The 26,949-nt window shown below is 66.7% G+C and carries 28 protein-coding genes; 15 read left to right on the top strand and 13 right to left on the bottom strand.

Annotated elements, in window-relative coordinates:
• Positions 1-39 precede the first annotated feature (39 nt).
• The gene (purL, locus tag QX048_RS15315; RefSeq protein WP_315826310.1) at positions 40-2,250 is read left to right on the top strand and encodes a phosphoribosylformylglycinamidine synthase subunit PurL; all 2,211 of its coding nucleotides are present in this window, start codon (positions 40-42) and stop codon (positions 2,248-2,250) included.
• A gap of 190 nt (positions 2,251-2,440) precedes the next feature.
• Here the strand turns inward: purL and QX048_RS15310 are convergent, their stop codons facing one another.
• Positions 2,441-3,637, bottom strand: a complete 1,197-nt coding sequence (locus QX048_RS15310; protein ID WP_315826309.1) for an acyltransferase — start codon at positions 3,635-3,637, stop codon at positions 2,441-2,443.
• A 434-nt stretch (positions 3,638-4,071) separates the two neighbouring features.
• Between QX048_RS15310 and QX048_RS15305 the strand changes: the two genes are divergently transcribed.
• Positions 4,072-4,245 carry a DUF1328 domain-containing protein gene (locus QX048_RS15305; protein WP_012045337.1) on the top strand — a complete coding sequence of 58 codons (174 nt, stop codon included), beginning with the start codon at positions 4,072-4,074 and terminating at the stop codon, positions 4,243-4,245.
• A gap of 82 nt (positions 4,246-4,327) precedes the next feature.
• Here QX048_RS15305 and QX048_RS15300 read toward each other — a convergent pair whose 3' ends face one another.
• Complete coding sequence (locus QX048_RS15300) at positions 4,328-4,693, bottom strand: DUF427 domain-containing protein (RefSeq protein ID WP_315826308.1); 366 nt, start codon at positions 4,691-4,693, stop codon at positions 4,328-4,330.
• 255 nt (positions 4,694-4,948) lie between these two features.
• Here QX048_RS15300 and QX048_RS15295 point away from each other — a divergent pair, with 255 nt between their 5' ends.
• Both QX048_RS15295 and QX048_RS15290 read left to right on the top strand, forming a co-directional pair.
• Entirely contained in the window at positions 4,949-5,188 is a 240-nt protein-coding gene (locus QX048_RS15295; protein WP_315714834.1) for a BolA family transcriptional regulator, read from the top strand.
• A 32-nt stretch (positions 5,189-5,220) separates the two neighbouring features.
• Entirely contained in the window at positions 5,221-6,423 is a 1,203-nt protein-coding gene (locus QX048_RS15290) for a low temperature requirement protein A (RefSeq protein WP_315826307.1), read from the top strand.
• Here QX048_RS15290 and egtD read toward each other — a convergent pair.
• The gene (gene egtD / locus QX048_RS15285) at positions 6,399-7,370 is read right to left on the bottom strand and encodes an L-histidine N(alpha)-methyltransferase (RefSeq protein WP_315826306.1); all 972 of its coding nucleotides are present in this window, start codon (positions 7,368-7,370) and stop codon (positions 6,399-6,401) included. The two genes, QX048_RS15290 and egtD, sit on opposite strands and share 25 nt — an antisense overlap.
• 56 nt (positions 7,371-7,426) lie before the next feature.
• On the bottom strand, positions 7,427-8,677 hold the full coding sequence (gene egtB, locus QX048_RS15280) for an ergothioneine biosynthesis protein EgtB (protein WP_315826305.1): 1,251 nt from the start codon (positions 8,675-8,677) through the stop codon (positions 7,427-7,429).
• A gap of 303 nt (positions 8,678-8,980) precedes the next feature.
• Between egtB and grxD the strand changes: the two genes are divergently transcribed.
• Together grxD and QX048_RS15270 are read left to right on the top strand one after the other, a co-directional pair.
• Positions 8,981-9,319 carry a Grx4 family monothiol glutaredoxin gene (gene grxD / locus QX048_RS15275; protein ID WP_315826304.1) on the top strand — a complete coding sequence of 113 codons (339 nt, stop codon included), beginning with the start codon at positions 8,981-8,983 and terminating at the stop codon, positions 9,317-9,319.
• Positions 9,320-9,328: 9 nt separating this feature from the next.
• Positions 9,329-9,898, top strand: coding sequence for an O-acetyl-ADP-ribose deacetylase (locus QX048_RS15270; RefSeq protein ID WP_315714989.1), 570 nt, complete (start codon positions 9,329-9,331; stop codon positions 9,896-9,898).
• Between the two features lie 53 nt (positions 9,899-9,951).
• Here the strand turns inward: QX048_RS15270 and QX048_RS15265 are convergent, their stop codons facing one another.
• From QX048_RS15265 to murI, 6 genes are all read right to left on the bottom strand, one after another.
• Positions 9,952-11,019 (bottom strand): threonine aldolase family protein, encoded by a 1,068-nt coding sequence (locus QX048_RS15265; protein WP_315826303.1) that lies wholly within the window; start codon positions 11,017-11,019, stop codon positions 9,952-9,954.
• A gap of 74 nt (positions 11,020-11,093) precedes the next feature.
• Positions 11,094-11,648: a hypothetical protein gene (locus QX048_RS15260; protein ID WP_315826302.1), complete on the bottom strand. Its 555-nt coding sequence runs from the start codon at positions 11,646-11,648 to the stop codon at positions 11,094-11,096.
• Positions 11,649-11,852: 204 nt separating this feature from the next.
• Entirely contained in the window at positions 11,853-12,470 is a 618-nt protein-coding gene (rpsD, locus tag QX048_RS15255; RefSeq protein ID WP_011925811.1) for a 30S ribosomal protein S4, read from the bottom strand.
• A gap of 212 nt (positions 12,471-12,682) precedes the next feature.
• On the bottom strand, positions 12,683-13,507 hold the full coding sequence (locus tag QX048_RS15250; protein WP_315826301.1) for an acyltransferase: 825 nt from the start codon (positions 13,505-13,507) through the stop codon (positions 12,683-12,685).
• Positions 13,508-13,748: 241 nt separating this feature from the next.
• Complete coding sequence (locus QX048_RS15245) at positions 13,749-14,522, bottom strand: HpcH/HpaI aldolase family protein (protein ID WP_315826300.1); 774 nt, start codon at positions 14,520-14,522, stop codon at positions 13,749-13,751.
• Between the two features lie 12 nt (positions 14,523-14,534).
• On the bottom strand, positions 14,535-15,332 hold the full coding sequence (murI, locus tag QX048_RS15240) for a glutamate racemase (protein ID WP_315826299.1): 798 nt from the start codon (positions 15,330-15,332) through the stop codon (positions 14,535-14,537).
• A gap of 1,001 nt (positions 15,333-16,333) precedes the next feature.
• Here murI and QX048_RS15235 point away from each other — a divergent pair.
• The 9 genes from QX048_RS15235 (at position 16,334) to QX048_RS15195 (ending at position 24,666) form a co-directional block, all read left to right on the top strand.
• Positions 16,334-16,663: a metalloregulator ArsR/SmtB family transcription factor gene (locus QX048_RS15235; protein ID WP_315714817.1), complete on the top strand. Its 330-nt coding sequence runs from the start codon at positions 16,334-16,336 to the stop codon at positions 16,661-16,663.
• A complete protein-coding gene (locus QX048_RS15230) occupies positions 16,660-17,139 on the top strand; it encodes an SRPBCC domain-containing protein (protein WP_315826298.1) in 480 nt (159 codons plus the stop codon). The genes QX048_RS15235 and QX048_RS15230 overlap by 4 nt, the downstream gene beginning before the upstream one ends.
• Before the next feature lie 18 nt (positions 17,140-17,157).
• Positions 17,158-17,571 carry a GFA family protein gene (locus tag QX048_RS15225; protein WP_315826297.1) on the top strand — a complete coding sequence of 138 codons (414 nt, stop codon included), beginning with the start codon at positions 17,158-17,160 and terminating at the stop codon, positions 17,569-17,571.
• Between the two features lie 447 nt (positions 17,572-18,018).
• A complete protein-coding gene (locus tag QX048_RS15220) occupies positions 18,019-18,459 on the top strand; it encodes a CopG family transcriptional regulator (protein WP_315714988.1) in 441 nt (146 codons plus the stop codon).
• A gap of 4 nt (positions 18,460-18,463) precedes the next feature.
• Positions 18,464-19,711 carry a PHB depolymerase family esterase gene (locus tag QX048_RS15215; RefSeq protein ID WP_315826296.1) on the top strand — a complete coding sequence of 416 codons (1,248 nt, stop codon included), beginning with the start codon at positions 18,464-18,466 and terminating at the stop codon, positions 19,709-19,711.
• Positions 19,712-19,903: 192 nt separating this feature from the next.
• On the top strand, positions 19,904-20,176 hold the full coding sequence (locus tag QX048_RS15210; protein WP_315714813.1) for a hypothetical protein: 273 nt from the start codon (positions 19,904-19,906) through the stop codon (positions 20,174-20,176).
• Positions 20,177-20,342: 166 nt separating this feature from the next.
• A complete protein-coding gene (locus QX048_RS15205) occupies positions 20,343-21,104 on the top strand; it encodes an ABC transporter ATP-binding protein (protein ID WP_315714812.1) in 762 nt (253 codons plus the stop codon).
• Positions 21,098-23,464, top strand: coding sequence for an ABC transporter permease (locus QX048_RS15200; RefSeq protein WP_315826477.1), 2,367 nt, complete (start codon positions 21,098-21,100; stop codon positions 23,462-23,464). The genes QX048_RS15205 and QX048_RS15200 overlap by 7 nt, the downstream gene beginning before the upstream one ends.
• Before the next feature lie 2 nt (positions 23,465-23,466).
• On the top strand, positions 23,467-24,666 hold the full coding sequence (locus QX048_RS15195) for an efflux RND transporter periplasmic adaptor subunit (protein ID WP_315826295.1): 1,200 nt from the start codon (positions 23,467-23,469) through the stop codon (positions 24,664-24,666).
• A 25-nt stretch (positions 24,667-24,691) separates the two neighbouring features.
• On the opposite strand, the gene QX048_RS15190 is transcribed toward QX048_RS15195, so the two are convergent.
• The 3 genes from QX048_RS15190 to QX048_RS15180 all read right to left on the bottom strand — a co-directional run bounded on the left by QX048_RS15190 (position 24,692) and on the right by QX048_RS15180 (position 26,785).
• Positions 24,692-25,789, bottom strand: coding sequence for a D-alanine--D-alanine ligase family protein (locus tag QX048_RS15190; protein WP_315714810.1), 1,098 nt, complete (start codon positions 25,787-25,789; stop codon positions 24,692-24,694).
• A gap of 116 nt (positions 25,790-25,905) precedes the next feature.
• A complete protein-coding gene (locus QX048_RS15185) occupies positions 25,906-26,442 on the bottom strand; it encodes a thermonuclease family protein (protein ID WP_315826476.1) in 537 nt (178 codons plus the stop codon).
• Between the two features lie 157 nt (positions 26,443-26,599).
• Positions 26,600-26,785 carry a hypothetical protein gene (locus QX048_RS15180; protein ID WP_315714985.1) on the bottom strand — a complete coding sequence of 62 codons (186 nt, stop codon included), beginning with the start codon at positions 26,783-26,785 and terminating at the stop codon, positions 26,600-26,602.
• Positions 26,786-26,949 lie beyond the last annotated feature (164 nt).

The raw sequence follows: 26,949 nt of genomic DNA, 5'->3' as shown, positions 1-26,949 counted from the left end.
TTCAAGGGACCAGCGGCCCACGGGCAAAGGCATTTCTCCATGCGCAATGAACCGCAGATCACCCCCGAGCTCGTCGCCGCCCACGGGCTGAAGCCCGATGAATATGAGCGCATCCTGAAGCTGATCGGGCGGGTGCCGACCTTTACCGAGCTCGGCATCTTCTCGGCGATGTGGAACGAGCACTGCTCGTACAAGTCGTCCCGCATCCATCTGCGGGGACTGCCGACCAAGGCGCCCTGGGTGATCCAGGGCCCCGGCGAGAACGCCGGCGTGATCGACATCGGCGACGGCCAGGCGGTCGTGTTCAAGATGGAGAGCCACAACCACCCGAGCTACATCGAGCCGTATCAGGGTGCGACCACCGGCGTCGGCGGCATCCTGCGCGACGTGTTCACCATGGGCGCACGCCCGATCGCCTGCCTGAACGCGCTGTCGTTCGGCGCGCCGGAGCATCCCAAGACCCGGCATCTGGTGTCCGGGGTGGTGGCCGGCATCGGCGGCTATGGCAACTCGTTTGGCGTTCCGACGGTCGGCGGTCAGACCCGCTTCCACACCCGCTATGACGGCAATATCCTGGTCAACGCCATGGCGGTCGGCCTCGCCGACGCCGACAAGATCTTCTATGCGGCCGCCTCCGGCGTGAACATGCCGATCGTCTATCTCGGCTCCAAGACCGGCCGCGACGGCATCCACGGCGCCTCGATGGCCTCGGCCGAGTTCGACGACTCCTCGGAGGAGAAGCGCCCGACGGTGCAGGTCGGCGACCCCTTCGCCGAGAAGCTGCTGCTGGAGGCGTGCCTCGAGATCATGGCCGCGGACTGCGTGATCGCGATCCAGGACATGGGCGCGGCCGGGCTGACCTGCTCGGCGGTCGAGATGGGAGCCAAGGGCGACCTCGGCGTCGATCTCGATCTCGATGCCGTGCCGACCCGTGAGATCGGCATGAGCGCCTACGAGATGATGCTCTCCGAGAGTCAGGAGCGGATGCTCATGGTGCTGAAGCCGGAGAAGGAGAAGGAGGCGGAAGCGATCTTCCGCAAATGGGGGCTCGATTTCGCGGTGGTCGGCTTCACCACGCCGAGCAAGCGGTTCGTGGTGAAGCATGGCGGCGACGTCATGGCCGACCTGCCGATCAAGGAGCTCGGTGACGAGGCGCCGCTGTACGACCGTCCGCACGTGGCCTCATCGGCGCTGCCGGTGATCCACGCCCGCGAGGTCAAGCCGCCCCTGGACATCATCCCGGCCCTGGAGAAGCTCGTCGCAACGCCCGATCTGTGCTCCAAGCGCTGGATCTGGGAGCAGTATGACCATGTGATCCTCGGCAACACCGTGCAGCGCCCCGGCGGCGATGCCGCCGTGGTGCGCGTGCAGGATGGCCCGAAGGGGCTTGCGCTCACAGTCGACGTCACGCCCCGCTATTGCGAGGCCGACCCTTTCGAGGGTGGCAAGCAGGCCGTCGCCGAAGCCTGGCGCAACATCACCGCGGTCGGTGGCCGACCGCTTGCGATCACCGACAATCTCAATTTCGGCAACCCGGAGCGGCCCGAGATCATGGGCCAGTTCGTCGGCTGCCTGAAAGGCATTTCGGAGGCCTGCCGCGCGCTCGACTTCCCCGTCGTCTCCGGGAACGTCTCGCTCTACAACGAGACCAACGGCCGCGCGATCCTGCCGACTCCCTCGATCGGCGGCGTCGGGCTGCTCGATGATTTCACCAAGTCGGCGAGCATCGCCTTCAAGGCCGAGGGCGAGGCGATCCTGTTGATCGGCGAGACCCATGGCTGGCTCGGCCAGTCGGTCTACTTGCGCGACGTCTGCGGCCGGGAGGAGGGCGCTCCGCCGCCTGTCGACCTCGCCGCCGAGAAGCGCATCGGCGATGTCGTCCGCGGCATGATCCATGCGGGCACGGCGACAGCTGCGCATGATCTGGCCGACGGTGGTCTGCTCGTCGCGCTCGCCGAGATGGCAATGGCCTCCGGCATCGGCGCGCGGCTGCTGGCCGCGCCTGCCTCGATCGTGCCGCATGCCTATTGGTTCGGCGAGGACCAGGCGCGCTATCTCGTGACGGTGCCGGAGACCGAGGCTGGCCGCGTGCTCGCCAAGATGCGCGGCGCCGGCGTGCCGTGCACGCGCATCGGCACGACAGGCGGCACTGCGCTGGCGATCGCCGGCGATGGTGCCGTCGAGGTCGCCGCGCTCAAGACGGGATTCGAAAGCTGGCTGCCCAAATACATGGGCGGGTCAGCCGCCTGACCCCGGACGCACGCCACGGCTGTCACAGTCAGGCACGCTGGCCGACGACGACGGAGTTCGTCGTGAGAGCGTTGGCCTCGCCCAGCGTCATTGCGGGCGCAGCGTAGCAATCCAAGACGGCCATCCGCGGATGCGGTCTGGATTGCGTCGTCGCTGCGCTCCTCGCAATGACGGAGGAGGCAGGACCGTCCTACAACACGTTCTTCGCCCCCGGAATCTGCCTGAGCACCCAGGTCGCGCCCCAGCTCAGCAGCATGCTGCCGACAAAGGCGATCGTCGCCTTGGCGATGGCTGGCAGGCCGAAGTCGAACAGCCAGTACTGGATCCACAGCACGATCGGATAGTGCACCAGGAACATGCCATAGGCATCGGCCTGCATGCGATCGAGCACGGAGAATTCCGAGCGGCGGTTGTTCAGGAAGTAGGACAGGATCGCAAACAGGATCGCGGCGCTGAAGATGACGAACAAGAAGCCATAGGCCGCCTCGTACCATTGCGGCAACACGGGCGGATTGCCCAGCACTTGGCGCTTGATCGTGATGAGCACCCAGAGCAGCGCATAGGGCACGAGCGTGACCACGATCCAGGCCCCGAGTCCGCGCTGCGACATCTGCCCTTCTGCGGCCAGCAGGCCGCGTTCGAAATTGGCCGAGCCGATGCCAGCCCCGACGTAGAAATAGGCGGCGTAGAGCAAGACGCGGCTGGCCTGCACCGAGAGCGGCCCTGCCTCGAACCACAACGTCGGGCCGAAATAGAGCCGGGACGGGACATAGAGCCCGCCCGTGATCAGCAGGAAGGCGAAGAAGAAGTCGCGCGGATGCTCGAAGGCGCGCTGCGACAGCCGATTGATCGGATCCAGCAGGCGCGGCGAGACGCGGTACAAAAGGGCTGCCGAGGTGTCGAACGCCAGCAGCACCCAGATGAACCAGATCGGTCCGCTCGGCCATGGACCGACCGTGACCGTCTTCCACCAGAAGGCAGCGAAGCTGGCGTCGGGATTGGCGCGCAGCTCGATCGCGTAATAGGCAAGCGGAATGACGGTCAGGGCCGCGATGGCGAAGGGCAGGCCAAGGCGCAATAGCCGGTCACGCAGGAACTGCAGCGTCGACTTGTGGGCAAGGCCCGACCACACGAACAGGCCCGACAGAAAGAAGAACATGGCCATGAAGAAGCTGTCGGTGGCCAGCACGATGGCGTCGAAACCGAGGAAGGACGTCGGATCGGTGTGCCCGAAATAGGTATAGGGAATCACGGCGTGGTGGAGCAGCACCACCAGCGTCAGGAATGTCCGGGCGTGATCGAGCGCGGCGTTGCGCGCCCGGGCGCGCGGGCGGGCCTGAAGCTCGACCTTTGCGGCCGCCGCCGATTGTGTAACCGATATGACCATACGCCCCCCGGCGTCGCTGCTGCCCGGCCCGTGCAGCGGATGTGACGATCGCATCCCCCCTTCGCCGCGGGGCGTCATGCAAACGTCGTCCAGGCTGCGCGAGCTGGAATGAGTGGATGAGCTCGTGTGACCCTCTGGCACCGCCATTCGCTGGAGTCGCCCAAAAGCGAGCGAATGACGGCGCCGGACTACCAGATGTCGTCGTTGGTGCTGCAAATCAGCAAGTGCCGCGGTCCGCAAGCCGGTTTCTCACACACTCTGCCGATTTCCGCTCCCGATATCCTTACGAACCAACGACCTACGAAGTTACGGCCGGGACTGTCGTGGGTTGCGCATTTCTTCGGCACCGGGACCGATGGCCGAAGGAACCGGTTCCCCGCGTCATCGTTAGTGAGGCGCCGCGCCGGCATGGCGCAGAACCGGAGGACCATACCGTGACTATTCTCAAATGGGCGCTGCTGTTCTTCGTGATCTCGGTGGTGGCCGGTATTCTCGGCTTCACCGGCATCTCGGCAGCTTCCGCCGACATTGCGCGGATCCTGTTCTATATCTTCCTGGTGATCTTCCTCGTGCTGCTGATTCTCGGGCTTACGATTTTTAGAGTGTAGCACGCCATCAGGTCAGTGATCGAAACGACCGCCGCGCCGGTATGGGCCTCGTGCCGGCCGCGCGGCGGGCTGTCACCGCAGTTCAATCAGCTGCGACCTCCTCGATCCGTACCTTGTCCGGATAGAACGCCAGGTGGCCCGAGATCTCGGTCATCGCCGGGAAGGGCGCCTCGTAGCTCCAGATCGCATTGTCCAATGTCTTGCCGTTGGCGATGACGCTGAAATAGCTCGCATCCCCCTTGTACGGACAATGGGTGACACGATCAGTCTTGTGCAAGGCCGCCATGTTGGCGTCGGCCCGCGGCACGTATTGAACCGCGGGGTAGCTCGCTTCCTTCACCGTCAACGCGCGGGTGGTGTCGGCAATCACGACGCCGTCGGCGATCACCCGTACGCGTTTCGGATTGGGGGTGACGGTGATCGGATGATCCGGTCCTGGAAGCTTCATGTCGTCGTCCTCGCGATTCGGCCATTTGGGTGCGTCACCCAGTCCGACGCATCTCGTCTGGTCCCGGTATATAGTGGTTCCGCGCGTGACCTCGAAAGCGGTTCGCGCTAGATTTCACTATCACGGTCCCGCGAGAACGCCTTGATTCGCCGCGCTCCGCGGGCCACTGATGGGAGCTGCAGCCAAGCCGCGGGCCCTGCGGGCTACATCGTCCACGGGATGCGGCGCCTGCCCGACACAAGGAGATGCACCGGGATGCCCATGGATGCCCACGATATCGAGCAGATGATCAAGTCTGCCATCCCTGACGCACAGGTGACGATTCGCGATCTCGCTGGCGACGGCGACCATTACGCCGCGACGGTGATCTCGGAATCGTTCCGCGGCAAATCCCGCGTTCAGCAGCATCAGCTCGTCTATCAATCGCTGCGCGGCCAGATGGGTGACGTGCTGCATGCTCTGGCCCTGCAGACCGGGGTGCCGGACCAGCGCTGACTGCTTAGGGGGAGATCGCTCATCCGGGGGAGATGGCGGTGGACAATCCGCGTGGTGCGCTGTTTCGCGTCATCGAGCCGAACCGGCACAGCCGGGTCACGTTCGTCGAGCTGTTCTTCGATCTCGTCTTCGTCTACGCGGTCACGCAGATCTCGCATTATCTGATCGGCCATTTTTCGCCGCTCGGCGCCGCCCAGACGGCCGTTCTGTTTCTCGCGGTCTGGTGGGTGTGGGTCTACACCGCCTGGGTTACCAACTGGCTCGATCCAGAGAAGGCGCTGGTCCGAGGTCTCTTGTTCGCGCTGATGCTGGCGGGCCTCGTTCTGTCGATGTCGATCCCGCGGGCGTTCGAGGACCGCGGCCTGTGGTTCGCCATGGCCTACGCCGCCATGCAGGTCGGCCGGACCGCGTTCTGGCTGACCGCGACGCCGCCGCAGCGATCTGCCGTCCGCCGCAACGCCGCCCGCATTCTCTCCTGGCTCAGTGCCTCCGCCGTGCTCTGGCTGCTCGGCGGCCTTGCCGAGGGCCCGGCGCGGATGGGGCTGTGGGGGGCGGCGCTCACCCTGGAATATGTGTCGCCGGCCGTCCGCTTCTGGGTGCCCGGGCTGGGTGCATCCACCGTCGAGGACTGGATGGTCGAAGGCGGCCACATGGCGGAGCGATGTGCGCTGTTCATCATCATCGCGCTCGGCGAATCCATCGTCGTCACCGGCGCGACCTTTGCCGAGCTCGACTGGACTGGAGCCAACATTGCCGCTTTCGCCAGCGCCTTCATCGGCACGGTGGCGATGTGGGCGGTGTATTTCAACCGCGGCGCTGAGGCGGGATCGGAAGTGATTTCGCAGTCGGCCCAATCCGGGCTGATGGCGCGCTCGGCCTACACTTACTTGCACATGCCGATTGTCGCCGGCATCATCGTTTCGGCGGTGTCGGACGAGATCGTCCTGAAGCACCCGCTCGGGCATACCGACCTGAATACGGCGGCGACGACGATCGGCGGTCCGTTCGTGTTTCTGCTCGGGACCATCCTCTTCAAGTTCAACATCCGCGGCTTCCTGCAGTTGTCGCACGGCGCCGGACTGCTCGCGCTGATCGGGCTCGGCTGGCTCGCGACCGAACTGTCGCCTCTCGTGCTTTCGGCGCTGACGAGCGCTCTACTGGCGATCGTCGCGCTGTGGGAGACGCTGTCGTTGCGGTCGAAGCCGGAGCCTCACGCCTCGGCGACGAGCGCCTGAACCGAGAACATCTTCTCGGCATCCGTCCACACGGTCTGGACTTTCCAGCCGGATCCGCGGGCCAGCGCGCCGAAGCGCGCGATGCTGTATTTGTAGCTGTTCTCGGTGTGAATGCTCTCGCCGGCCCGGAACGAGATGGTGGTGCCGAGTAGCCGCACCGTTTGCGGCTTCCGCGCCACCAGATGCATCTCGATGCGGTGCTGCTCGCGATTGTAGATCGCGCGGTGGACGAAGGCGGACAGGTCGAAATTGCCGCCGAGTTCGCGGTTGATCCGCAGCAGCAGATTGAGATTGAAGCGCGCGGTCACGCCGGCCGCGTCGTTGTAGGCGGCGTGCAGCACACGTTCGTCCTTCTCCAGGTCGACGCCGACGATCATCCGCGCGCCGGTCCCCAAGATCTCGCGTGCCGAGCGCAGGAAGCGGCACGCCTCATGCGGCTCGAAATTGCCGATCGTCGATCCCGGAAAGAAGCCGACCTTCGGCTTGCCTTCGATGGCGCCAGGTAGTTTGAACGCCGTCGTGAAGTCGGCGACGACCGGGTGCACGGCGAGCTGCGGGAAGTCGCGGCGCAGGCTGTCGGCCTGTGCGGTCAGGAACTCGCCGGAAATATCGACCGGCACGTAGGCCGCGAAGCGGCAGCTTTCCAGCAGCAGCCGCACCTTGGTGGTGGCGCCGGCGCCGAACTCGACCAGGGCGGCATCGTCGGGAATGACTGCCGCGATCTCGGCGCCGCGATCCCTCAAGATGCCGAGCTCGGTCCGCGTCGGATAGTACTCCGGCAGGCGCGTGATCTGCTCGAACAGATCGGATCCGGCGGCATCGTAGAAATATTTCGGCGATAGCTGCTTGGGCTGCTGGGCGAGGCCTGCGACTGCGTCCGTCGCAAAGGCCGACGTCTTGTCGTCGGGGAGATGGGCGTCGAGCAGCGCGTTGACGTGCACGTTCATGATACTCTCCTGGACGCGCACACACGCGCGACTGTCGGGCAACGAATGCTGATAGCTCAGGTGTAGTCGGCGAGCCGGAGCCCGGTGAATTGCCAGCGATGATGCGGATAGAAGAAGTTGCGATAGGTGACGCGGCTGTGGCCCACCGGCGTCGCGAGCGATGAGCCGCGCAGCACCAGTTGATTGACCATGAACTTGCCGTTGTACTCGCCGAGCGCACCCTCGATGGCACGATAGCCGGGATAGGGACTGTAGGCGCTGCGGGTCCACTGCCAGACAATGCCGAAGGCATCGTTGAGCTGGTTGCCGCGCGCGGCGACCTCCCATTCCATCTCGGTCGGCAGATGCTTGCCGCGCCAGCGCGCGAAGGCGTCAGCTTCGTAGTAGCTGACGTGGCACACCGGAGCAGCGGGATCGACCGGCCGCAGTCCGCCGAGCGTCATGATGCGCCATTCGCCCTCGACCTTGTACCAATGCCCGGGAGCCTGCCAGCCCTCGCGGCTGGCGGTGGCGAAGCCGTCCATGAGCCAGAGCGTGGCGGTCCGGTAGCCGCCGTCATCCATGAAGGCGAGCCACTCGGCATTGGTGACGAGATTGCGCGCGATGCCTACCGGCCCGACGAGCGCGCGATGGGCTGGCTCCTCATTGTCGAAATGGTAACCATCGCCGGCGTGCCCGACGGTATGGATGCCCTCGGGGAGGTGAATCCAATCCTCGCCCGTTTCCGTGGGGGCAGGGAAGGTCCAGGATGGATCGTAGGCCGGGGCCGTCGGGTTCTGCGCGAACGCATGCAGGATATCGGTCAGCATCAGCTCCTGATGCTGCTGCTCATGGTTGAGGCCGACCTCCACGAGCGGCGCCACCGCGGCCAATGTGGCGGTATCGGCGCTGCCCAGGAAGTCCACCATCGCCGCATCGACATGCCGCCGATATGCCGTGACGTCGGCCACGCCCGGGCGGGTGATCAGGCCGCGCTCGCCCCGCGTGTGGCGCGGGCCGGCACTGACGTAATAGGAATTGAACAGGAACGCGTAGTCGGCGTGAAAAGGGGTATATCCCCGGCAGTGCTCGCCCAGCACGAACTGCTCGAAAAACCAGGTCGTATGGGCGCGATGCCACTTGGCCGGACTGGCGTCCGGCATCGACTGGATGACCTGATCTTCCGGGCTCAGCGGCGCCGCGCGCCGCTCGGTCTCGCCCCGGACGGCGAGGTACGCCTCGGTCAGGCGCCCGGCGAGAAAGCCGGACCTGCTCTGAAGCGCATCGGTGACGGGGATCGGGGCCGTAGCGGAGGCAGAACTGGTCACGAGGGTCTCCGTTTGCCAGCAGAAAACGATGTTCGACGGAACAAGTTCCTTTCGACAGTTCGTCCTAAATAGGGGCTTGGTTACGGGATGAAACCCTCGTGCCGGCTATAATATTGCTGCCGTCAGCCTATGGATCGGCCGGGGCCTGGGTCGCCGGCCGATCCTCGGCATTTTACTTTGGTTGAACAACGGTTTGCGCTACATATAGAGGAGTGACGGTCGGCTGCGGACGAAACCCGTCCGGTGGCGATCAGCGCGCACCGAGCCCCAGGCGTTCCTTGAGGCGCCCTAGAGGAAGCGAAGATGAGCATTGAGCAATTCATTGACAATGAAGTGAAGTCGAACGACGTCGTCCTGTTCATGAAGGGGACGCCGCAGTTTCCGCAGTGCGGATTTTCCGGCCAGGTCGTGCAGATCCTGGACCACGTCGGCGTCGGCTATAAGGGCCTCAACGTTCTCGAATCCGCCGAGCTGCGCAACGGCATCAAGACGTTCTCGAACTGGCCGACGATTCCGCAGCTCTATGTGAAGGGCGAGTTCGTCGGCGGCTGCGATATCGTACGCGAGATGTTCCAGAGCGGCGAGCTGCAGCAGCTGTTCAGCGACAAGGGCATCCCGGTCGGCACGGCGGCCTCTGTCTGAGCTATCCGGCTGAGCTATCCGGTCCGAAAGGTCGGCGCGACCCGATTCGAGGTCATCGTCGCCGACATCACCAAGCTCGGCGTTGACGCCATCGTCAACGCCGCGAACTCGTCTCTGCTCGGTGGTGGAGGCGTCGACGGTGCGATCCACCGTGCGGCGGGACCGGACCTCGTCATGGAGTGCCGCATGCTCCATGGCTGCAGGACCGGCGAGGCCAAGATCACCAAAGGCTACCGGCTGCCGGCCCGCCACGTGATCCACACCGTTGGCCCGGTCTGGCAGGGCGGCGACCGCGGCGAGCCGGAGCTGCTGGCCTCGTGCTACCGGCGCTCGATCGAGCTGTGTCACAAGCATCGTTTGGACTCGGTCGCGTTCCCCGCGATCTCGACGGGCATCTTCCGCTTCCCTGCGGATCGTGCGGCATCGATAGCGGTCGCCACTTCGATCGAGACCATCAGCGCGGAGACGTCGCTGTCGCAGATCGTGTTCTGCTGCTTTTCCGATGCGAGTGCCGAGTTGCACGATGAGGCGTTGAGCCGGGCCGTCGAGAGCCGCGCTCGCAAGGGATCGCCGCGCTGACAGCGGCGTGCCCTGTGCGGCATTAGGTCTGCCGGGCGCGCGTGCGATGATCCTCATGCCCTGCGTACGATCTCCCTGACGTGGCCGATCGTCTCTTCGATCATGGCGGCTGTCACGTCGAGATGGGTGCAGGCGCGGATGCGGCCGTCCATCATCGCCAGCAGCACGCCGCGCTTGCGCAGCTCGGCCACCATCTTGTCGCCCGGCACGCCGGCGCCGTCCGGCTTGAAGAACACCAGATTGGTCTCCGGCTCCTGGACCTCGACACCCTGGATCTGCGACAGCCCGCGTGCCAGCGCCCGCGCATTGGCGTGATCCTCGGCGAGCCGGTCGACGTGATGATCGAGCGCATAGATGCAGGCCGCGGCGACCACGCCGGCCTGGCGCATCGCGCCGCCGAGCCGCTGCTTCCAGCGCCACACCTCGTCGATGAAGGCGGCGCTGCCGGCGAGCACGCCGCCGATCGGCGCGCCCAGCCCCTTGGAGAAATCGATCCAGGCCGAATCCCAGCCCGCGGTCATCTCGGCCGCCGGAATGCCGGTGGCAACCGTCGCGTTGAGCAGCCTTGCGCCGTCCATGTGCGTCGCCATGCCGTTCGCCTTGGCGATCTCGGCGATCTCGTCGAGCGCAGCCTTCTTCCAGATCGTGCCGCCGCCGATATTGGCGGTCTGCTCGACACTGACGACGGTCTGCGGCGGCTGGTAGCGCGAGCGCGGATGCAGCGCGGCGCGGAACGTCTCCGGCGTGAACTGCCCGTCGGTCCCCTTCAGCTGCGTCACCTGGAAACCGCCGAGCGCCGCATGCGCGCCGCCCTCGCGCGAGATGATGTGCGCGGTCTCGTGTGCCAGGATCTCGTCGCCTGGGCGGCAATGCACCAGCGTCGCCGCGACGTTGCACATCGTCCCCGACGGCATCAGCACCGCGGCCTCCTTGCCGAGCAGCGCGGCGACGCGGCCGCACAATTCATGCACGGTCGGATCGTCGCCGATCTGCTCGTCGCCGACCTCGGCCCGCGCGATGGCCTCGCGCATCGCGGGCGTCGGGCGGGTCTGCGTGTCCGACAACAGATTGACGCGCACGGGCGGCGCCTTGGGATCACGCGCGGGCGGGGTGTAATACATCGGCAGTCCTCGTTCGGCTTATCACGACCCGGACCTTACCCAACTCGCATCGCCCCCGCAAAACGCCTCCTCGATTACGCCGCGCGCGGCGGGTTGAGCCAGATGTCCGGCCGCCGCAACGGCTTGCTCTCGATCGGCTCGGCGACCAGCGGCGGCGCCTCGGTGCAATCGAACACCCAGGGTTCGAGCGGGCTCTGCCGCGACGGTGAAAGAAGCAGCGCGGCGCCCGGGCGTTGCCGCTTGATGTTCCAGCCCATGTTCACCGCGGCCCAGCCGACCAGCATGGTGTGCCATTCGTCGGCGAGCTCGCGCGAGTCGTCGAAACAGTGGAGGAGCTCGAGCGCGTAGGGATCGTGGCGAAGCTGCGCATCGGCGAAGGTGAGCCCGGTCCCGACATGGCGGATCACATGGGCTGTCGCATCGGACTGGACGTGCCAGCAGGAGCGTTCGAGGAGGTCGAAGACCGTCGAGGGATAGAGGCCGTCGTTGAAGCGGTAGCGGACGCCGGAGGTCCGTGCGCGTAACGGCGGAGCGCTGAGCGGCGGCACCCGCAACGGCGGCAGAGGCGGGGCACCGACCGCACCGGTCGGCAACGCACCGAAGATGATATTGCGCCTGTTGAACTCCATGGCGAACGCCCCGCTACTTTACAACTGCAGACAGTGAATCACGGGACGGAGTAGCTGTCAGCCCAGGTTGGGGCGAATTCGTGGCAGGTGTGGCATTCGGGAATCGGTTCGCCCCATCCGAAAAGAAGCCCAAAAAGCAAAGGCCCCGGCGCATGCCAGGGCCTTCGGATTATCAGATGGGACCGGACCGCGGTCCGGTCAAGCTCAGCGCGAGTAGAACTCGACGATCAGATGCGGCTCCATCTGCACCGCGAACGGCACGTCCGACAGCGCGGGGATGCGGATGAACTTCGCGGTCATCTTGGAGTGATCGGCCTCGATGTAGTCGGGCACGTCACGCTCGGCGAGCTGGGTCGCTTCCAGCACCACGGCGAGCTGCTTGGAGGCTTCCTTGACCTCGATCACGTCGCCCGGCTTGACTTGGTAGCTCGCGATGTTGACCTTGCGGCCGTTCACCTTGATGTGGCCGTGGTTGATGAACTGGCGCGCCGCGAACATGGTCGAGACGAACTTGGCGCGGAACACGACGGTGTCGAGACGGCGCTCGAGAATGCCGATCAGGTTCTCGCCGGTGTCGCCCTTGAGACGGCCGGCCTCGACATAGATGCCGTGGAACTGGCGCTCGGAGATGTTGGCGTAGTAGCCCTTCAGCTTCTGCTTGGCGCGCAGCTGCACGCCGAAGTCCGAGAGCTTGCCCTTGCGGCGCTGGCCGTGCTGGCCGGGGCCGTATTCGCGGCGGTTGACGGGGCTCTTCGGGCGGCCCCAGATGTTCTGGCCCATGCGGCGATCGATCTTGTACTTCGCCTCACTGCGCTTAGTCATCGCGTCCTCTTCGATCAAGTTAGGGTTTGAGGAAACGCGCCCTCCTGTGTGTCCGGAAATCCGGCCCACCGACAGGCCCATCCCCAAAGCATGAAGGGAGAAGGCCACGGGTCGCGAAACGCAACGCGGGCCGAAAGCGGCCCGCGAGCAGGGGGGTCTTAGGCGAGAAAGCGCCGGTTTGTCAAACCGCAACCGCCGCTTTTGCCGACAAATCACCCTTTCGGCCCCCTCAGGATGGTCATTTTCTGCCGCGCCGCCTCGCATCCCAGGTCAGCGTCCGCCGGCCCGCGCCCGGGAACCGGGCGGCCCCGCAGCTCGGCCGCGATCTCCCCATTCAGCATCTGCTCGAGCCGGATCGCCGTCCTGGCGATCATGGCACCGTCGGTAACCCGGTGATCCCAGCGGATCAGGATGGGAATCGTCTGGTCCGGCCCGACGACGTCGTAATTGATGATGAACGGTCCCGGGCTCAGGGCGAGGAGCTGGCCGCCGCCGCAGGCCGCGACGCTGGTGACGGAGAAATTGCCGAACCAGTTGGCGCGCTGGCGGCCGAAATTCAGCCCGACCCACCAGGCGAACCGGCGCAGTGGCAACGGCAGCCGGGTCGCCCGCATGATCTTGCGGAACATGGCGACGTCCCCGACCGGCGCCTCCTTGCCCTGCCGGATCACCGCGTCGATCTCGGCCAGCGACATGGCCTCCGGCCCGGAGACGCGCTGCGGCAGCACGCAATCCTCGCCATTCTCGACCCGGGCAATGGTGACGGTGGCGACGCTGCGCGGCAGCTCGTAGAGGCAGCGCCGCGGCCACCCGGTGTAGAGCGTGCGCAGCACCGGTTCGTCGCGGGCAACCAGGGCGAACGCCTTGACGAAGATCGCGGCGAAACCGGGCGGGCGGACGGCCGCGGCGCGGGCCTCGAGCATCGGGCCGATCTGGATCGTGCGGGCCAGCGAGACGAACGGCACACCACGGGAGGCGAGCATCAGATCGATGATCAGACGGCGGTGCAGCGAAATCGGCCTGGTGGTTCCGCGCATCCTGGACCTGTCGCTCCCGTTCGTTCTGCTTGGCCTGATCCGGCTCCCCGGCGGCGGCTGCTGTTAACACCGCAGGCCGGGTTACGGAAGCGCCGTTCGAGGGCGCCGGCGAGGCGAGCGGCTTGGCCTTAGACCCCGAGGACGGCCGGCGACAGACCGAAAATCGTCTTCTTCCTCATGGTCTTCTCCCCCAAAGTTGTTTTTCGTTTGAAACATGAAGCGCGGCTCGAAACGGCGCGAATCAGCGCTTGATCCCCTCGAAGCTCGCGGCGATGCCGCGCTGGAACAAGGACCAGTCGAAGCCGAGCGCCAGCGCCACGTAACCGCGCGCGATCATCGCATTGGCCTGATCGGCCGAGCGCGCGGCGCCGCCGATCGGCACGCCTGATCTGAGGATGCCGGCCTCGGCGCGGGCGATCAGGGATTTCACTTCGGGATCATCGAGCTGGCCGCGCTTGTTGATCGAGGTGGCGAGATCGCCCGGGCCGATCACCGCGATGTCGATGCCGGGCGTGGCCATGATCTCGTCGATCCGCTCGACCGCCTCGACATGCTCGATCGTCACCATGCAGATCATGTCGTCGTCGGCGGTGGCCATGTAGTCGGCCATCGACACGTTCCAGCGGAAGGGGGCGTGGAACGGACCCCACAGGCGGTCGCCCTGGGGCGGGTAGCGCACGCTGCGGACCGCCTTCTCGGCATCAGTGCGGCTGGAAATCATCGGGAAGTTGATGCCGAGGGCGCCGAGGTCCATCGGCGCCTTGGCGAGATGCGGCTCGTTGGCGGCGATGCGCACCAGCGGCACGCAGGGCGTGCCTGCGGTGGCCGTGATCATCGCGTGCGCGGTGGAGAGATCGATCGGCCCGTGCTCGAGGTCGACGATGATCCAGTCGAGCGACTGCGCCATGATGCGCACGGTCTGGATGCTCGGGATGGTGGCGATGGCGCCGAAGGTCGGCCGCTTGTCGCGCCAGGCCTGCTTGAGGCGGTTGAGCGGTTTGGGCGCTGCGGCCATCGGCGGTCTCCGTCAGGCCGGGACGCGGCCGCCGAAATAGGGCGTGAGCGCGCGGCCGAGCTGATGTGGCTTGTTCGAGGTGAAGATCATGGTGGCGCCGCCATTGTCGGGGCCGCCGGCCGAGGGGCCCAGCAGGTCGACGACACGGCGCGCGATGGCGGGCGCGGGATCTATCCAGGTCACCGGCCAGGGCGCCAGGCGTTCGAGCCGGTCGAGCAGCAGCGGATAATGCGTGCAGGCGAGCACGACGGTGTCGGTCCGGCCCGCGGGATCGGCGGCGTCGCCCACGAAGCAAGGCGCGATCTCGGCGGCAATGGCCGCGTCGCTGACCTGGGTTCCGCTGAGCGCGGCCTCCGCCAGTGACGCGAGTTCCGGCGAGCCGACCAGCGTGACGGCGCAGCCCCGCGCGAAGTCGCGGATGAGGGCGTGGGTGTATTCGCGCTGCACCGTCGCCTTGGTGCCGAGCACGGAGACGCGCTTCGTCAGGGATTGCGCGCAGGCCGGCTTGATCGCCGGCACGGTGCCGACGAACGGCGTCGCGTAGGCCGCGCGCAGCGGCGCCAGCGTCTGCACCGAGGCGGTGTTGCAGGCGATCACGACGAGGTCCGGCTCGTGCGCGGCGATCAACTCGCCCATCAGCGGCACCACGCGGGCGATCAGCGCCGCCTCGCTGTGATGGCCGTACGGAAAGAACGCGTCGTCGGCGACATAGACGTAGTGGGCATCGGGCCGCGCCCGCACCACCTCGCGCAGCACGGACAGGCCGCCGAGGCCTGAGTCGAAGACGAGAATCGTAGGGCGATGGGTCACGCGGCGAGTCTACCGGATCGGGGAGGCGGATTCAGTCGGTTTTTCTGCGGGATTTGGCGGGAATGAGGCGCTTGGGTGTGTTCGGGCAGCGGGGGCGAAGGTTCAAAGCTGCGCATTGGGGCCACGGTGGCTGTCAAAATCTCAGTGTCATCCGGCGAACGCCGGGATCCATAACCACCGGCGGGGTTGGGCGTGCGAGCTGGACGCTCCAGCGTGCGTCACACGACCGCTGCGGAGTATGGTCCCGGGGGCGGCGCCGCGCCAACGCTGACGCGTTGCCGCAGCTTGCCCGGGACGACAGTGGAGATGGAGGCGTCATGCCGAGCGAAGCAATCCAGAGTCTCGCGACGACTCTGGATTGCTTCGTCGCTGCGCTCCTCGCAATGACGCTGAAACATGAATGACGCTGAAACATGTGCTCTCATCCTCGCGCCCGCTTCCGCGTCCGAGTGTTGCTCGTCTGATCGCCCTCTTCAGAATGAGGGCGCGGGAAAGGCCGGGTGCCGGTCGCACCCATGGCCCGCCTGCGAAAAAAATGCAGGCGGCAGGAACCACAGGTACGGGCCGGATCATCCCGGCCTTCCCCGCGCAATGGTTTGAACGGCTTATACGTGATCTCCCCGGGGATCGGCTTTCTTGCCCCCGTCGCCAGCGCGCTCGTCGTACTTGCAGCGCCGGCTTGGCATCAGCACCGGGATGCCAGGACCACACGATTTCGCCGTGCGCATCGGATCGTTCGTCGGCATGATTGCTCATGCTGCAACCCGACACGCCCACCGCATCCCGCACCCAACGTTCGTGACGATCGCGAAACGCCCCTCAATCGAGGCGGGACGCGACACCATAGCATCAAATTCTGAAAAACGGAAGAACAAAAATTCGGATTTTCGAGTGGGCGATTTAGCCGTGAGGTTGGCTCCCCTTGCCATGGCGAAATGCCAGGCGGTCTTTCCAATAATATTAGCATTGACTAATTGATTAGTGATTGCTATTGTTTTTCCATGATCCAGCCTGAACCCATCACTGCCGTCATGCGCGCGCTGGCCGATCCGACGCGGCGTGCGGTGTTCGAGCGCATCGTCGAGGCCGACGAGATCACCGTCGTCGAACTCACCCGCGGCAGCACCGTCACGCAGGGCGCGATCTCCCAGCATCTGAAATCCTTGAAACAGGCCGGCCTGGTCTGCGAGCGCCCCGAGGGCCGCAAGGTCTATTACCGCGCGGAGCCACGCGGCCTGGAGCCGCTGGCCGACTGGATGAGCCATTACGGCGCGTTCTGGCGCGACCGCTTTGCCAATCTGAGAAACCTGCTGAAGGACATCGATCCATGAACCAAGCCGTGAACGCGGATACGCGGGCCATTGTCGTCGAGAACATCTTTCCGCATGCGCCGGAGATCATCTGGAAAGCCTTGACCAACGGCGAGCTGATCGGCCGCTGGCTGATGGCGCCCAAGGGCTTTGAGCCGATCATCGGCAATCGGTTCACCTTTCAAACGACGCCGGCCGGCCAATGGGATGGCACCATTCACTGCGAGGTGCTGGAGGTCGTGCCGAACGAGCGGCTGTCCTACGCGTGGAAGGGCGGCCACGACAGCAATGTCGGCTACGGCGCGAAGCTGGAGACGGTGGTCACCTTCAGTCTTTCCAAGGCGGACACGGGCACGCGCCTTCGCCTGGTGCATTCCGGCTTCGTGCTGCCGACCAATGACACCGCCTATCGCAAGATGGGCGAGGGCTGGAAGACGGTCGTCAAGAAGCTCGATCAGATCGCCGCCGAACAGGCGTCATCGCAGCGGCCGCATTGAAACAAGCAGGAGAGCGACATGACGAAGTCCTATGCCGGCGGCTGCGCCTGCGGCGCGGTGCGTTACGAGATCACGGGCGAGCCGGCCGTGATGCTGGACTGCCAATGTCGGCAATGCCAGCGCGACAGCGGCACCGGGCATCAATCGCACCTGACCTTCGTCGCGGCGGAGGTGAGGGTCGAAGGCGAGGTGTCGCATTGGCAGACCACAGGCGACGGCGGCACCGTCAAGCGGCGCGCGTTCTGTCCGACCTGCGGCTCGCACGTTCACCTGACATTTCCCGCGATGCCCGAGGTGTTCATCGTCCCGCCGGCCAGCCTCGACGACCCCGGCCGCTACAAGCCGCAACTGGTGTCGTGGACATCAGCCGGATACGCCTGGGATCACCTCGATCCGGCGCTGCCGAAATTCGAGAAGATGCCGCCCCGGTGAGTCTTGGTGCTTGGGGCGAACGAGACGAGCATTTCCTGAGAATCGGCAATTGGCCGTGGGATGAGCTCTCGCCGTCTCCAATGCTGTCATGCTCCGCCAAAAGCGGAGCATCCAGTATTCTGCTGCAGAAGATACCGAACCGAAAAACCTCGGCGTACTGGATCGTCCGCCTTCGACGATGACCAGGGTTACGGCCCCGGGGTTACTGTGCACTACACTAACGACGGCGTGCGCGGCGGTGGGGCAGTGGCGACTGCACGCTCTATCTTGCCCCTCCGATGTTGGACCGGCCCTTTCCTCGGTTGCTGCATCGAGCCGGGCCGCGCTGGCAGGCGATAGGATCGACAGGAAGCTCGCGGCATCACCGGTTCCCTGGCGGAACATTGCGCTTGCGCCTTGAATGTCAACGGTGGGCATCCATATGCCATCCATGCACCATCCCGGTGGATGGTGGAATTGGATGCCGCTGTGCCCGACAACGTCCACCCACTCCGCGGGAAAGTCCCGGACACCGAGAAGATCACCGTCAATCTCGGCTACGTCGATCTCGGTCAGGTCGATCTGATGGTGCGGGAAGGGTTCTATTCCAACCGCACCGATTTCATCCGCACGGCGATCCGCAACCAGCTCGACCGGCACGCCGACGTGGTCAGGCAGTCGACGGTGCGCAACAGCCTGGACCTCGGCTTGCGGCATTACAGCCGCGCCGATCTCGAAGCGGCGCAGCGGGCAGGGCAGATGCTGCAAATCAACGTGCTTGGGCTTGCCACCATCGCCGCCGATGTGACGCCCGAGCTGGCCCGCGCCACCGTCGCCTCGGTCTCCGTGCTGGGCGCACTCCATGCCACCCCCGCGGTCAAGGCCGCTCTCGCCGACAGAATGAGGTAGCGCGATGCTGAACCCAGAGATCATGCGCGAAGCGACGCGCCTGACGCGGGCCGGCCAGTTGGGCGAGGCCACGGCGTTGCTGCAACGTATGCTGCGCGGCGACAGCGCACCGGCGGCAGCGGCGGATCCAGTGCGATCAGCGCCGGCGCGGCTCGCGCCCCCGACCATCGAGGGACAGGCGACGCGCGTCAGTGAGCGCGACCGGCCGTCCGCGAAGGTTGCCCCGGCGCAAGCGCGCGCCATGCAGGCCAAGCCATCGCACAAGCCATCGCAAGCCAAACCATGGCAAGCCAAGCCCGCTCAGGCGCGCCAGCGACCCGTCCGGCGCGAAGATCTCGGCGAGCTGCCGGGCTTCGGCCTGCGAGGTCCGCATCTGCGCGCGCCTTCGGCGCGCGACACCACCCCCGAAGGTGCAAGATTCGTCCAGGCCAGCTTCGGCAATGCGGCGGGACGCCGGAGCTACAAGCTGTTGATCCCCAGCAGGGCCGAGGGCCGTCAGCTTCCGCTCGTCGTCATGCTGCATGGCTGCACACAGTCGGCGGACGATTTCGCGGCCGGCACACGGATGAACTTCCTGGGCGAGGAGCAGAGCTGCCTCGTCGTCTATCCGGAGCAGCCGAGCGGTGCCAATCAGTCGAAATGCTGGAACTGGTTTCGCACCGGCGACCAGCAGCGCGAGGGCGGCGAGCCGTCGCTGATCGCGGGCATCACCCGCCAGGTGATGCGCGACCATGCTGTAGATCCCAGGCGCGTCTATGTCGCCGGCCTGTCGGCCGGAGGCGCCACGGCCGCCATCATGGCCGCGACCTATCCCGATCTCTACGCCGCGGCGGGCGTCCATTCCGGTCTCGCCTGCGGGGCCGCGCGCGATCTTCCCTCGGCGTTGATGGCGATGCGCCAAGGCGCCGGCCACACGGCGGATCGGAGATCGGCTGTGCCGACGATCGTCTTCCATGGCGATCGCGACACGACCGTGCATCCCGCCAACGGCGACCGGGTCGTTGCGCAGGCGACCGGCGCCATGCGCGGGACATCGTCGGTCGTGCACGGGCGGGTGCCTGGTGGCCATGCCTATACGCGGACGATTCTGACCGAGCCGAGCGGGAAGGTGACGTCGGAGCACTGGACCATCCACGGTGCCGCTCACGCCTGGTCCGGCGGCAGTCCGGCCGGATCCTACACCGATCCGAAAGGACCGGATGCGACGCGGGAGATGCTGCGGTTCTTCCTCGCGCAGTCACGCGCGGACTAGCAAAACGGTGGCGCCCGTGAATATGCCGGTGGCGCTGCATTCCATCGTGCGGGGGCAATACATCTGCACATCTGCGCGTCGCTGCTACCGGCAACCATGATGCATCTCCCCCGTTAAGCGGGCACGAATATCCTGGCGGGTGTCGTCCTCGGGAGGGCGCATGACCATGTCACGACCAACGCGGGTGGTCCGATGTCGCGATTCCTGAACTGGTTCTTCCGCAATCGCGCGACCGGCGAGATCACGATCGCCCAGATGCCGAACCCCGCTCTTTGGATCGTGCTGGCGGGCAGCCTCGTCGGCTGGGTCTGGCATCCGCCGGGTCAGACAGGCGCCAATCTGGATTGTCTGGTCAAAGCCAGTCTCTTCGTCTGGGCGTTCGACGAACTCCTGCGCGGCGTCAACCCCTGGCGCCGCTGCCTCGGCGCAGCCGTGCTGGTGTATGTGATCGCGACCGCGGTCTGATGGGCATCAGCGCGCTGGCCGCGTGATGATGTGGCCCGCTTGACATGCATCAACGGATGACGATCGCTGCCGACCGATGGTCGGGGATGTCATCCGATGTCGAGGATTCAGGCGTGAGACGTCTCGCACGTTCGATGCGGGCCTTTGGTGCAGGAACCGCAGCCCGATGAGTTCGGCCGTCACCAACGACGGGGGCCCCGCCGCGCCTTCTGATCGGCCCGGCGCCGCCCCGGTGTTCCGCGCGCGCAAGCTCTCGAAGACCTATCGGATGGGCGAGGTCGAGGTGCATGCGCTGCGCGATGTCGACCTCGACATCTACGAGGGGGAGCTCGTGGTGCTGCTCGGGCCGTCGGGATCGGGCAAGTCGACCCTGCTCAACATCCTCGGCGGACTGGACAGCCCGACGTCGGGCGAAGCGCAATGGCGCGATCATCAACTGGTCGGCGCCGGCGATGCCGAGCTGACGCGCTACCGGCGCGAGCATGTCGGCTTCGTGTTTCAGTTCTACAACCTGATCCCGAGTCTGACGGTGCTCGAGAACGTCGCGCTGGTCACCGAGATCGCCGACAAGCCGCTCGATCCGCTCGAGGTGCTCAAGCTCGTCGGCCTCGAGCGGCGGATCGACCACTTTCCCTCGCAGCTGTCCGGCGGCGAGCAGCAGCGCGTCGCGGTGGCCCGCGCCATGGTCAAGGCGCCCGACGTGCTGTTGTGCGACGAGCCGACCGGTGCGCTGGACTATGAGACGGGGAAGGTCGTGCTCGCCGCGATCGCGCGCGCCAACGCGCAGCTCGGGACGACCACCATCATCATCACGCACAATGCGGCGATCGCCGGCATGGCCGATCGCGTGCTCCGGCTCGGCGGCGGGCGCATCGTCGGCGAGACGCGCAATGCGCGGCGCCTCTCGGCCGATGAGGTGCGCTGGTGAGCCTGCTGGACCGCAAGCTGTGGCGCGACGTCGGCGCGATGCGCGGACAGGTGGTCACGATCGCGCTGCTGGTGGCGGCCGGTGTCGCCGTGTTCGTCGGCTCGGTCTCGACCTATTTGTCCCTGCGCGGCGGCTGCGAGCAGTTCTATGCCGACGGCCGGTTTCCGCAGATCTTCGTCACGCTGAAGCGGGCGCCGCTCGCGCTGGTGCCGCGGCTCAATTCCATTCCTGGCGTGGTCGCGGTCGAGCCGCGCATCGTGCGCGAGGTCATCGTCGATTGGCCGGCCGTCTCGCAACCGGTCTCGGCCCGCCTGGTGTCGCTGACCCATGCCGGCGACGAGCCCCTGGCGCGGTTGCATCTGCGCCGCGGCGCCGCGCCCGAGCCGGGTGCCGCCCGCAGCGCCGCGGTCAACGAGGCGTTTGCCGAGGCCAATGGCGTCAGTCCGGGTGACGACATCCGCGTGCTGCTCAATGGCCGCGTGCAGGGCTTCCGGGTTTCCGGCATCGCGTTGTCGCCGGAATATGTCTACGCGGTGAAGCCGGGATTGCCGATCCCCGACGATCGCCTCTACGCCATCCTGTGGGTCGACCGGAGCGCGGCCGAGGCCGCCTTCGACATGAAAGGGGCGTTCAACGATGCCGTGGTCGCGCTCGCTCCGGGTGTCGATCCCAAGCCCGTGATCGAGGAGCTCGACCGGCTGCTCGAGCCCTATGGCTCGATCGGCGCGATCGCGCGGCGGGATCAGCCGTCGAACCGCTTTCTCGAGGACGAGCTGAACCAGCAGAAGGTGATGTCGATCACCATCCCCATCATCTTCTTCGGTGTCGCCACGTTCCTGCTCAACGGCGCGCTCGGGCGGCTGGTCGCCGCGCAGCGCGAGCAGATCGCGGCGCTGAAGGCGCTCGGCTTTCCGACGCTGCGGCTCACCTTCCACTATCTCAAGCTGATGCTGGTCATCGTGCTGATCGGATCGGTGCTCGGCATCGCCGGCGGCGTCGGCTTCGGCCATGCCATGATCGCGAGCTATCAGGGGTTCTTCCGTCTTCCGGAGCTGCCGTTTCGGCTGGCGCCATGGGCGGCGGTGGCCGGTGTCGCGATCAGCGTCGCGGCGGGCGCGCTCGGCGTCGTCACGGCGCTTCAGGAGGTCGTCGGCCTTGCGCCGGCGGAGGCGATGCGGCCCGCGATGCCGCTGGGGTTCCGCCGCTCCTGGATCGAGCGCATCCTGCCCGGCACGGCGTTCGGCGCGCGGCGGATGATGATGCTGCGCAACGTCGCGGGGCGGCCGTTCCGTTCGCTGTTCACCATCGTCGGCATCGCCTTCGCGGTGCCGATGATGGTGCTCGGGATCTTCTGGCGCGACGCCATCGGCGAGATGATCGAGCTGCAGTTCAACCTGGTCGAGCGCGGCAACGCCACGATCACTTTCATCCATCCGATGGACCGCGCGATCCTGCGTGACCTGGCGCGCCAGCCCGGCGTGCTCGCGATCGAAGGCCAGCGCATCGTTCCGGTGCGCCTGCGGGCCGGGCACCAGAGCTACCTCACCTCGGTGATCGGACTGGCGGCCACCGACGAGCTGCGGCGACCGCACGATTCCGCGCGTCGTCCGATCGTCGCGGCGCCCGATGGCATCACGCTGACCCGACGCCTTGCCGAGCGCCTGGCGCTGAGCGCAGGGCAGGTCGTGACGGTGGAGGCGATGGAAGGCCACCGCCGGCGGCGCGACCTGCCGGTGAGCGCCATCGTCGACGAGGCGATCGGCATGGCGTCCTACATGGACATCGACACGCTCAACCGCTTCACCGGCGAAGGCGCGGTGATCTCGGCGGCGAGCCTCCATGTCGAGCCGGCGGCGCTGGCTGCGCTCGGCGCGAGATTCAAGAGCATGCCGAAAATCGAATCCGTGACGATGAAGGCCTACACCCTCGCATCCTTCATCGAGAAGATCGCGGGCCTCGTGTTCGTCACCGCCGGCATCCTCACCGGCTTCGCCGCGATCATCACCGCGGGCGTGGTCTACAACAGCGCCCGCATCAGCCTGCAGGAGCGCGCCTGGGAGCTCGCGAGCCTGCGGGTGCTGGGCTTCACTCGCGGCGAGGTCGCGGGCATCCTGTTCGGCGAGTTCGCGCTGGACATCGCGGTCGGGATTCCGCTCGGCCTGTGGCTGTCGCACGCCATCATCGGCCTGATCGCGCGCCTGCATTCCAGCGAGAGCTTCCAGATCCCGGGCGTGATCGCGCCGCAGACCTACCTGATCGCGACAGCGGTGGTCTTGGCCAGCGCCGCGATCAGCGCCATCATCGTCCGCAGGAGGGTGGATCGGCTCGATCTGGTCGCGGCCCTCAAGACCAGGGAATGAGCATGCCACCCGTTTTGCGCCGCGTCGTCATCGCATCGACCGTTGTGGCGGCGGCCGCCGTCATCGCCTGGATGATGATGCCGGGCCCCGTCCCGGTGGAGACGGCCGCGGTGACGAAAGGGCGGTTCGTTGCCACCGTCGAGGACGACGGCAAGACGCGGGTGCGCCAGCGCTACGTCGTGGCCGCGCCGCTCGCCGGCCGTCTCGGCCGCATCCGCTTCAAGGCCGGCGACCAGGTCAAGGCCGACGACGTGGTCGCCACAATCATGCCGGCGCCGGCGCCGCTGCTCGATCCGCGGGCCCGCCGCGAGGTCGAGGAGCTGCTCGGTGCGGCCGAGGCCAATGTCGAGCGCGCCAAGGAGGTGGTGGCCCGAGCGCAGGCGCAGAGCGCACAGGCGAGCGCCGATCTGGCGCGTACCACGGCCCTGGCCGCCAGCGGAGCCGCGACGGCGCAGGCCCGGGAGCGCGCCGAGCTCGCGATGCGGATTGCCGAACGTGACCTGCGCGCCGCCGAATATGCCGACCATGCCGCCGAGCACGAGCTCAGCCAGCTCAGGGCGATGCTGGCGCGCTACGGGAGCAAGACCGATGCCGATGCGCCGGCGGATAGCTGGAGCGTGACCGCGCCGGTCGGCGGGCTGGTGCTGAAAGTGATCCAGGAAAGCGAGACGACGGTGCAGCCAGGCGCGGCGCTGCTCGAGCTCGGCGATCCCCGTGATCTCGAAGTGGTCATCGACGTGCTGAGCACCGACGCGGTCGAGATCCGTCCCGGCGCCGAGGTCACGATCGATCGCTGGGGCGGGGCAGGCCGCCTGTCGGGCCGGGTTCGCCGGGTCGAGCCGGCGGCCTTCACGAAGATCTCCACGCTCGGCGTCGAGGAGCAGCGGGTCAACGTGCTGATCGACATCGTCTCGCCGGCCGAGCAATGGCAGCGGCTCGGCGATGCCTATCAGCTCGATGCGCAGATCGTCGTCTTCACGCAGGAGGATGCGACCATCGTTCCGACCGGCGCGCTGTTCAAGCGCGGTGACGACTGGTCGGTGTTCGCGCTGAAGGATGGGCGCGCCGAGTTGCGCACCGTCCGGCTCATCCGGCGCTCGGGCCGGTTCGCCGCCGTGGCCGACGGCGTCGCCAGCGGCGATGTCGTGATCATCTATCCCAGTGACCGGGTCGCCGCCGGCGTCAATGTGGCGCCGCGCTGACCTGCGGCGGCCGCAGACGCGTTCCTCAGCGCTGCGACGCCAGTTGCCTGAGCCGGGCATGGCGCGCCAGCGCGTGTGCGATCAGGCTGTCCATCAGCGCCGGCTGGGGCAGGCCGGTGGCCTCCCACATCTTCGGGTACATGCTGATGTTGGTGAAGCCCGGCAGGGTGTTCACCTCGTTGACGTAGACCTCCTCGCCGCGGACGAAGAAGTCGACGCGCGCGAGACTCTCGCAGCAGAGCACGCCGAACACCTCGGTGGCCATCTTGCGGATACGCGCGGCGAGAGCGGGTTCGACCTGCGCCGGGACGTGCAGCGAGGCGCCCTTGGCATCGGTGTATTTGGCCTCATAGGAATAGAAGCCGTGGCTGTCGGCGGGCACGATCTCGCCGAGCTCGGAGGCGGCGACCTCGCCGTCGGCATGCTCCAGCACCGCGCATTCGATCTCGCGCACCGGGCTGATGCAGCGCTCGATCAGGATCTTCAGGTCGAAGCGCAGCGCCAGGCGGCAGGCGGCTTCGAACTCCTCGGCGTTGCGCGCCTTGGAGATGCCGACGGAGGAGCCGAGATTGGCCGGCTTGACGAACAGCTCGGATGACCCGACGGCGTCGACCGCCGCCGCATAGGTCACAGGCGACGCTTCCGTCATGGTGACGAACGGCACGATCGGCAGGCCGGCATCGCGCAGCAGGCGCTTGGCGACGTCCTTGTCCATCGCCGCCGCCGATCCCATCACGCGGCCGCCGACATAGGCGACATCGGCGAGCTCCAGCGCGCCCTGCACGGTGCCGTCCTCGCCGTTCGGACCGTGCAGCACCGGAAACACGACGTCGAAGGCGAGCTCGCGCGGGGCGCCGTCGCCGATGACCAGCGCGCGGCCCTGGCCGGCCGGCAGCAGCACGATCTGCGGGCCGTCAGCGGGTACGGTCAGCGCCGCGCCTGTGCCGTCATTCGCAGCGTCGGCGAGCACCCAGCGTCCGTCGGTGGTGATGCCGATCAGCGTGACGGCGTAGCGGCCGGCATCGAGCGAGCGGACGATGTTGGCCGCCGAGGCCCGCGAGACGTCGTGCTCCGCCGAGCGCCCGCCGAACAGGATCGCCACGCGCGTCTTTGTCTCCGTCATCGTCCTCATCCAGCCCTGATCTCTGCGATGCGCGACCGTACAGCCAGAGGCCAACGCGTGGCAATTGAGGTGTTGTGTCGGGTGTGGTGGAAGGCGACGTCGTCATGCGGCGGCGCTCACCGCCAGCCGATCCCGCCGTCCGAGCACACCGACGTCGTACCGCCGGCATGCATGCAGCTCCGATAGAGCGGCGGCGCGATGAAGCGGCCCGACCAGATGCCGCGGCCGGCGCGGCGGGCGGCGCCTTGATCGGCGGTGTAAACGCCGCGCGAATATTGCGGCTCCTCGACCGCAAGCCCGCGCGACACCATGAACTGGCCGAGATCCGTCGCGCCGGCGGCGCAACGCGCGACGATGCGGCCGTAGCGATCGCCATCGACCGGCAGGCAGCGCAGAACCTTGCTGCGCGTGAACGCGTCCAGCGTGTTGGCGGCCAGCGCGCCGCAGCGATATGGCTTGCGGTCGCGGCCGCGGCAGAGCTGCGCGCTTTCGGGCGCGTCGATGCCCCACAGGCGAATCCGTTCGCCGTGAATGTCCAGCGTGTCGCCATCGACGATGCTGACGCGGCCGACGAGCTCAGCGGCTGTGGCGGGGAAAGCGAGGAGAAGCGGCAGAACGAGGCAGGCGAGACGGGGGAGGAGACGTCGCAAGATCGGCACCTGTGGCGATGAGAGGGGCGTGATCGTTCGCTGCGCGAATCGATCGCGGATCATCCCGATCTATAGCGAATGGGAGGTGCGCGATTGTGTGGCGAGCACCGCAACAGCAGCGGAGCGCAATCGGCGCAGTTCGTCCGGCGAGCGTCGCGGTTCAGCGCAGGCTCGCATTCTCTGCGTGCCCATCCCGTGCGCGCGCCGCGTGCTCGACCTCGGCGGCGAGCATGCTCAGATGCTCGGCCAGGCGCGCGAACAGCTCGCGCTTGTCGCGGTCGGTGGCGAGATCACGAATGAGGGCGCATTCCGCTGCGTCGGCCCGCAGCTTGTCCGGCTGGGTCATCAACTCTGACATGTTCCGCTTCCCTGCCGCGCCGGCAAGTTTTCGAAACAACGGATCGTCATGATTGTTCCGGGTGTCCATGCATTTTTTCGAGCGGCGCCGTCAGCGCCTGATCGGAGTACCTCTATGGGGATGCGAGATGACGCGACGCTCGGCATTCGACT

This window comes from Bradyrhizobium sp. SZCCHNS30572, from assembly GCF_032484415.1.
In the GTDB taxonomy this organism is placed as follows: domain Bacteria; phylum Pseudomonadota; class Alphaproteobacteria; order Rhizobiales; family Xanthobacteraceae; genus Bradyrhizobium.
Note: the sequence above shows the minus strand (reverse complement) of the source record. Positions and strands in the feature narration are given on the sequence as shown.

Bases quoted from the DNA above. Each gene is read 5' to 3' on its own strand.
- purL (WP_315826310.1), top strand. From the start codon at position 40: ATGCGCAATGAACCGCAGATCACCCCCGAGCTCGTCGCCGCCCACGGG.
- QX048_RS15310 (WP_315826309.1), bottom strand. From the start codon at position 3,637: ATGGTCATATCGGTTACACAATCGGCGGCGGCCGCAAAGGTCGAGCTT.
- QX048_RS15300 (WP_315826308.1), bottom strand. From the start codon at position 4,693: ATGAAGCTTCCAGGACCGGATCATCCGATCACCGTCACCCCCAATCCG.
- QX048_RS15295 (WP_315714834.1), top strand. From the start codon at position 4,949: ATGCCCATGGATGCCCACGATATCGAGCAGATGATCAAGTCTGCCATC.
- QX048_RS15290 (WP_315826307.1), top strand. From the start codon at position 5,221: ATGGCGGTGGACAATCCGCGTGGTGCGCTGTTTCGCGTCATCGAGCCG.
- egtD (WP_315826306.1), bottom strand. From the start codon at position 7,370: ATGAACGTGCACGTCAACGCGCTGCTCGACGCCCATCTCCCCGACGAC.
- grxD (WP_315826304.1), top strand. From the start codon at position 8,981: ATGAGCATTGAGCAATTCATTGACAATGAAGTGAAGTCGAACGACGTC.
- QX048_RS15265 (WP_315826303.1), bottom strand. From the start codon at position 11,019: ATGTATTACACCCCGCCCGCGCGTGATCCCAAGGCGCCGCCCGTGCGC.
- QX048_RS15260 (WP_315826302.1), bottom strand. From the start codon at position 11,648: ATGGAGTTCAACAGGCGCAATATCATCTTCGGTGCGTTGCCGACCGGT.
- rpsD (WP_011925811.1), bottom strand. From the start codon at position 12,470: ATGACTAAGCGCAGTGAGGCGAAGTACAAGATCGATCGCCGCATGGGC.
- QX048_RS15250 (WP_315826301.1), bottom strand. From the start codon at position 13,507: ATGCGCGGAACCACCAGGCCGATTTCGCTGCACCGCCGTCTGATCATC.
- QX048_RS15245 (WP_315826300.1), bottom strand. From the start codon at position 14,522: ATGGCCGCAGCGCCCAAACCGCTCAACCGCCTCAAGCAGGCCTGGCGC.
- QX048_RS15235 (WP_315714817.1), top strand. From the start codon at position 16,334: ATGATCCAGCCTGAACCCATCACTGCCGTCATGCGCGCGCTGGCCGAT.
- QX048_RS15230 (WP_315826298.1), top strand. From the start codon at position 16,660: ATGAACCAAGCCGTGAACGCGGATACGCGGGCCATTGTCGTCGAGAAC.
- QX048_RS15225 (WP_315826297.1), top strand. From the start codon at position 17,158: ATGACGAAGTCCTATGCCGGCGGCTGCGCCTGCGGCGCGGTGCGTTAC.
- QX048_RS15220 (WP_315714988.1), top strand. From the start codon at position 18,019: ATGGTGGAATTGGATGCCGCTGTGCCCGACAACGTCCACCCACTCCGC.
- QX048_RS15215 (WP_315826296.1), top strand. From the start codon at position 18,464: ATGCTGAACCCAGAGATCATGCGCGAAGCGACGCGCCTGACGCGGGCC.
- QX048_RS15210 (WP_315714813.1), top strand. From the start codon at position 19,904: ATGTCGCGATTCCTGAACTGGTTCTTCCGCAATCGCGCGACCGGCGAG.
- QX048_RS15205 (WP_315714812.1), top strand. From the start codon at position 20,343: ATGAGTTCGGCCGTCACCAACGACGGGGGCCCCGCCGCGCCTTCTGAT.
- QX048_RS15195 (WP_315826295.1), top strand. From the start codon at position 23,467: ATGCCACCCGTTTTGCGCCGCGTCGTCATCGCATCGACCGTTGTGGCG.
- QX048_RS15190 (WP_315714810.1), bottom strand. From the start codon at position 25,789: ATGACGGAGACAAAGACGCGCGTGGCGATCCTGTTCGGCGGGCGCTCG.
- QX048_RS15180 (WP_315714985.1), bottom strand. From the start codon at position 26,785: ATGACCCAGCCGGACAAGCTGCGGGCCGACGCAGCGGAATGCGCCCTC.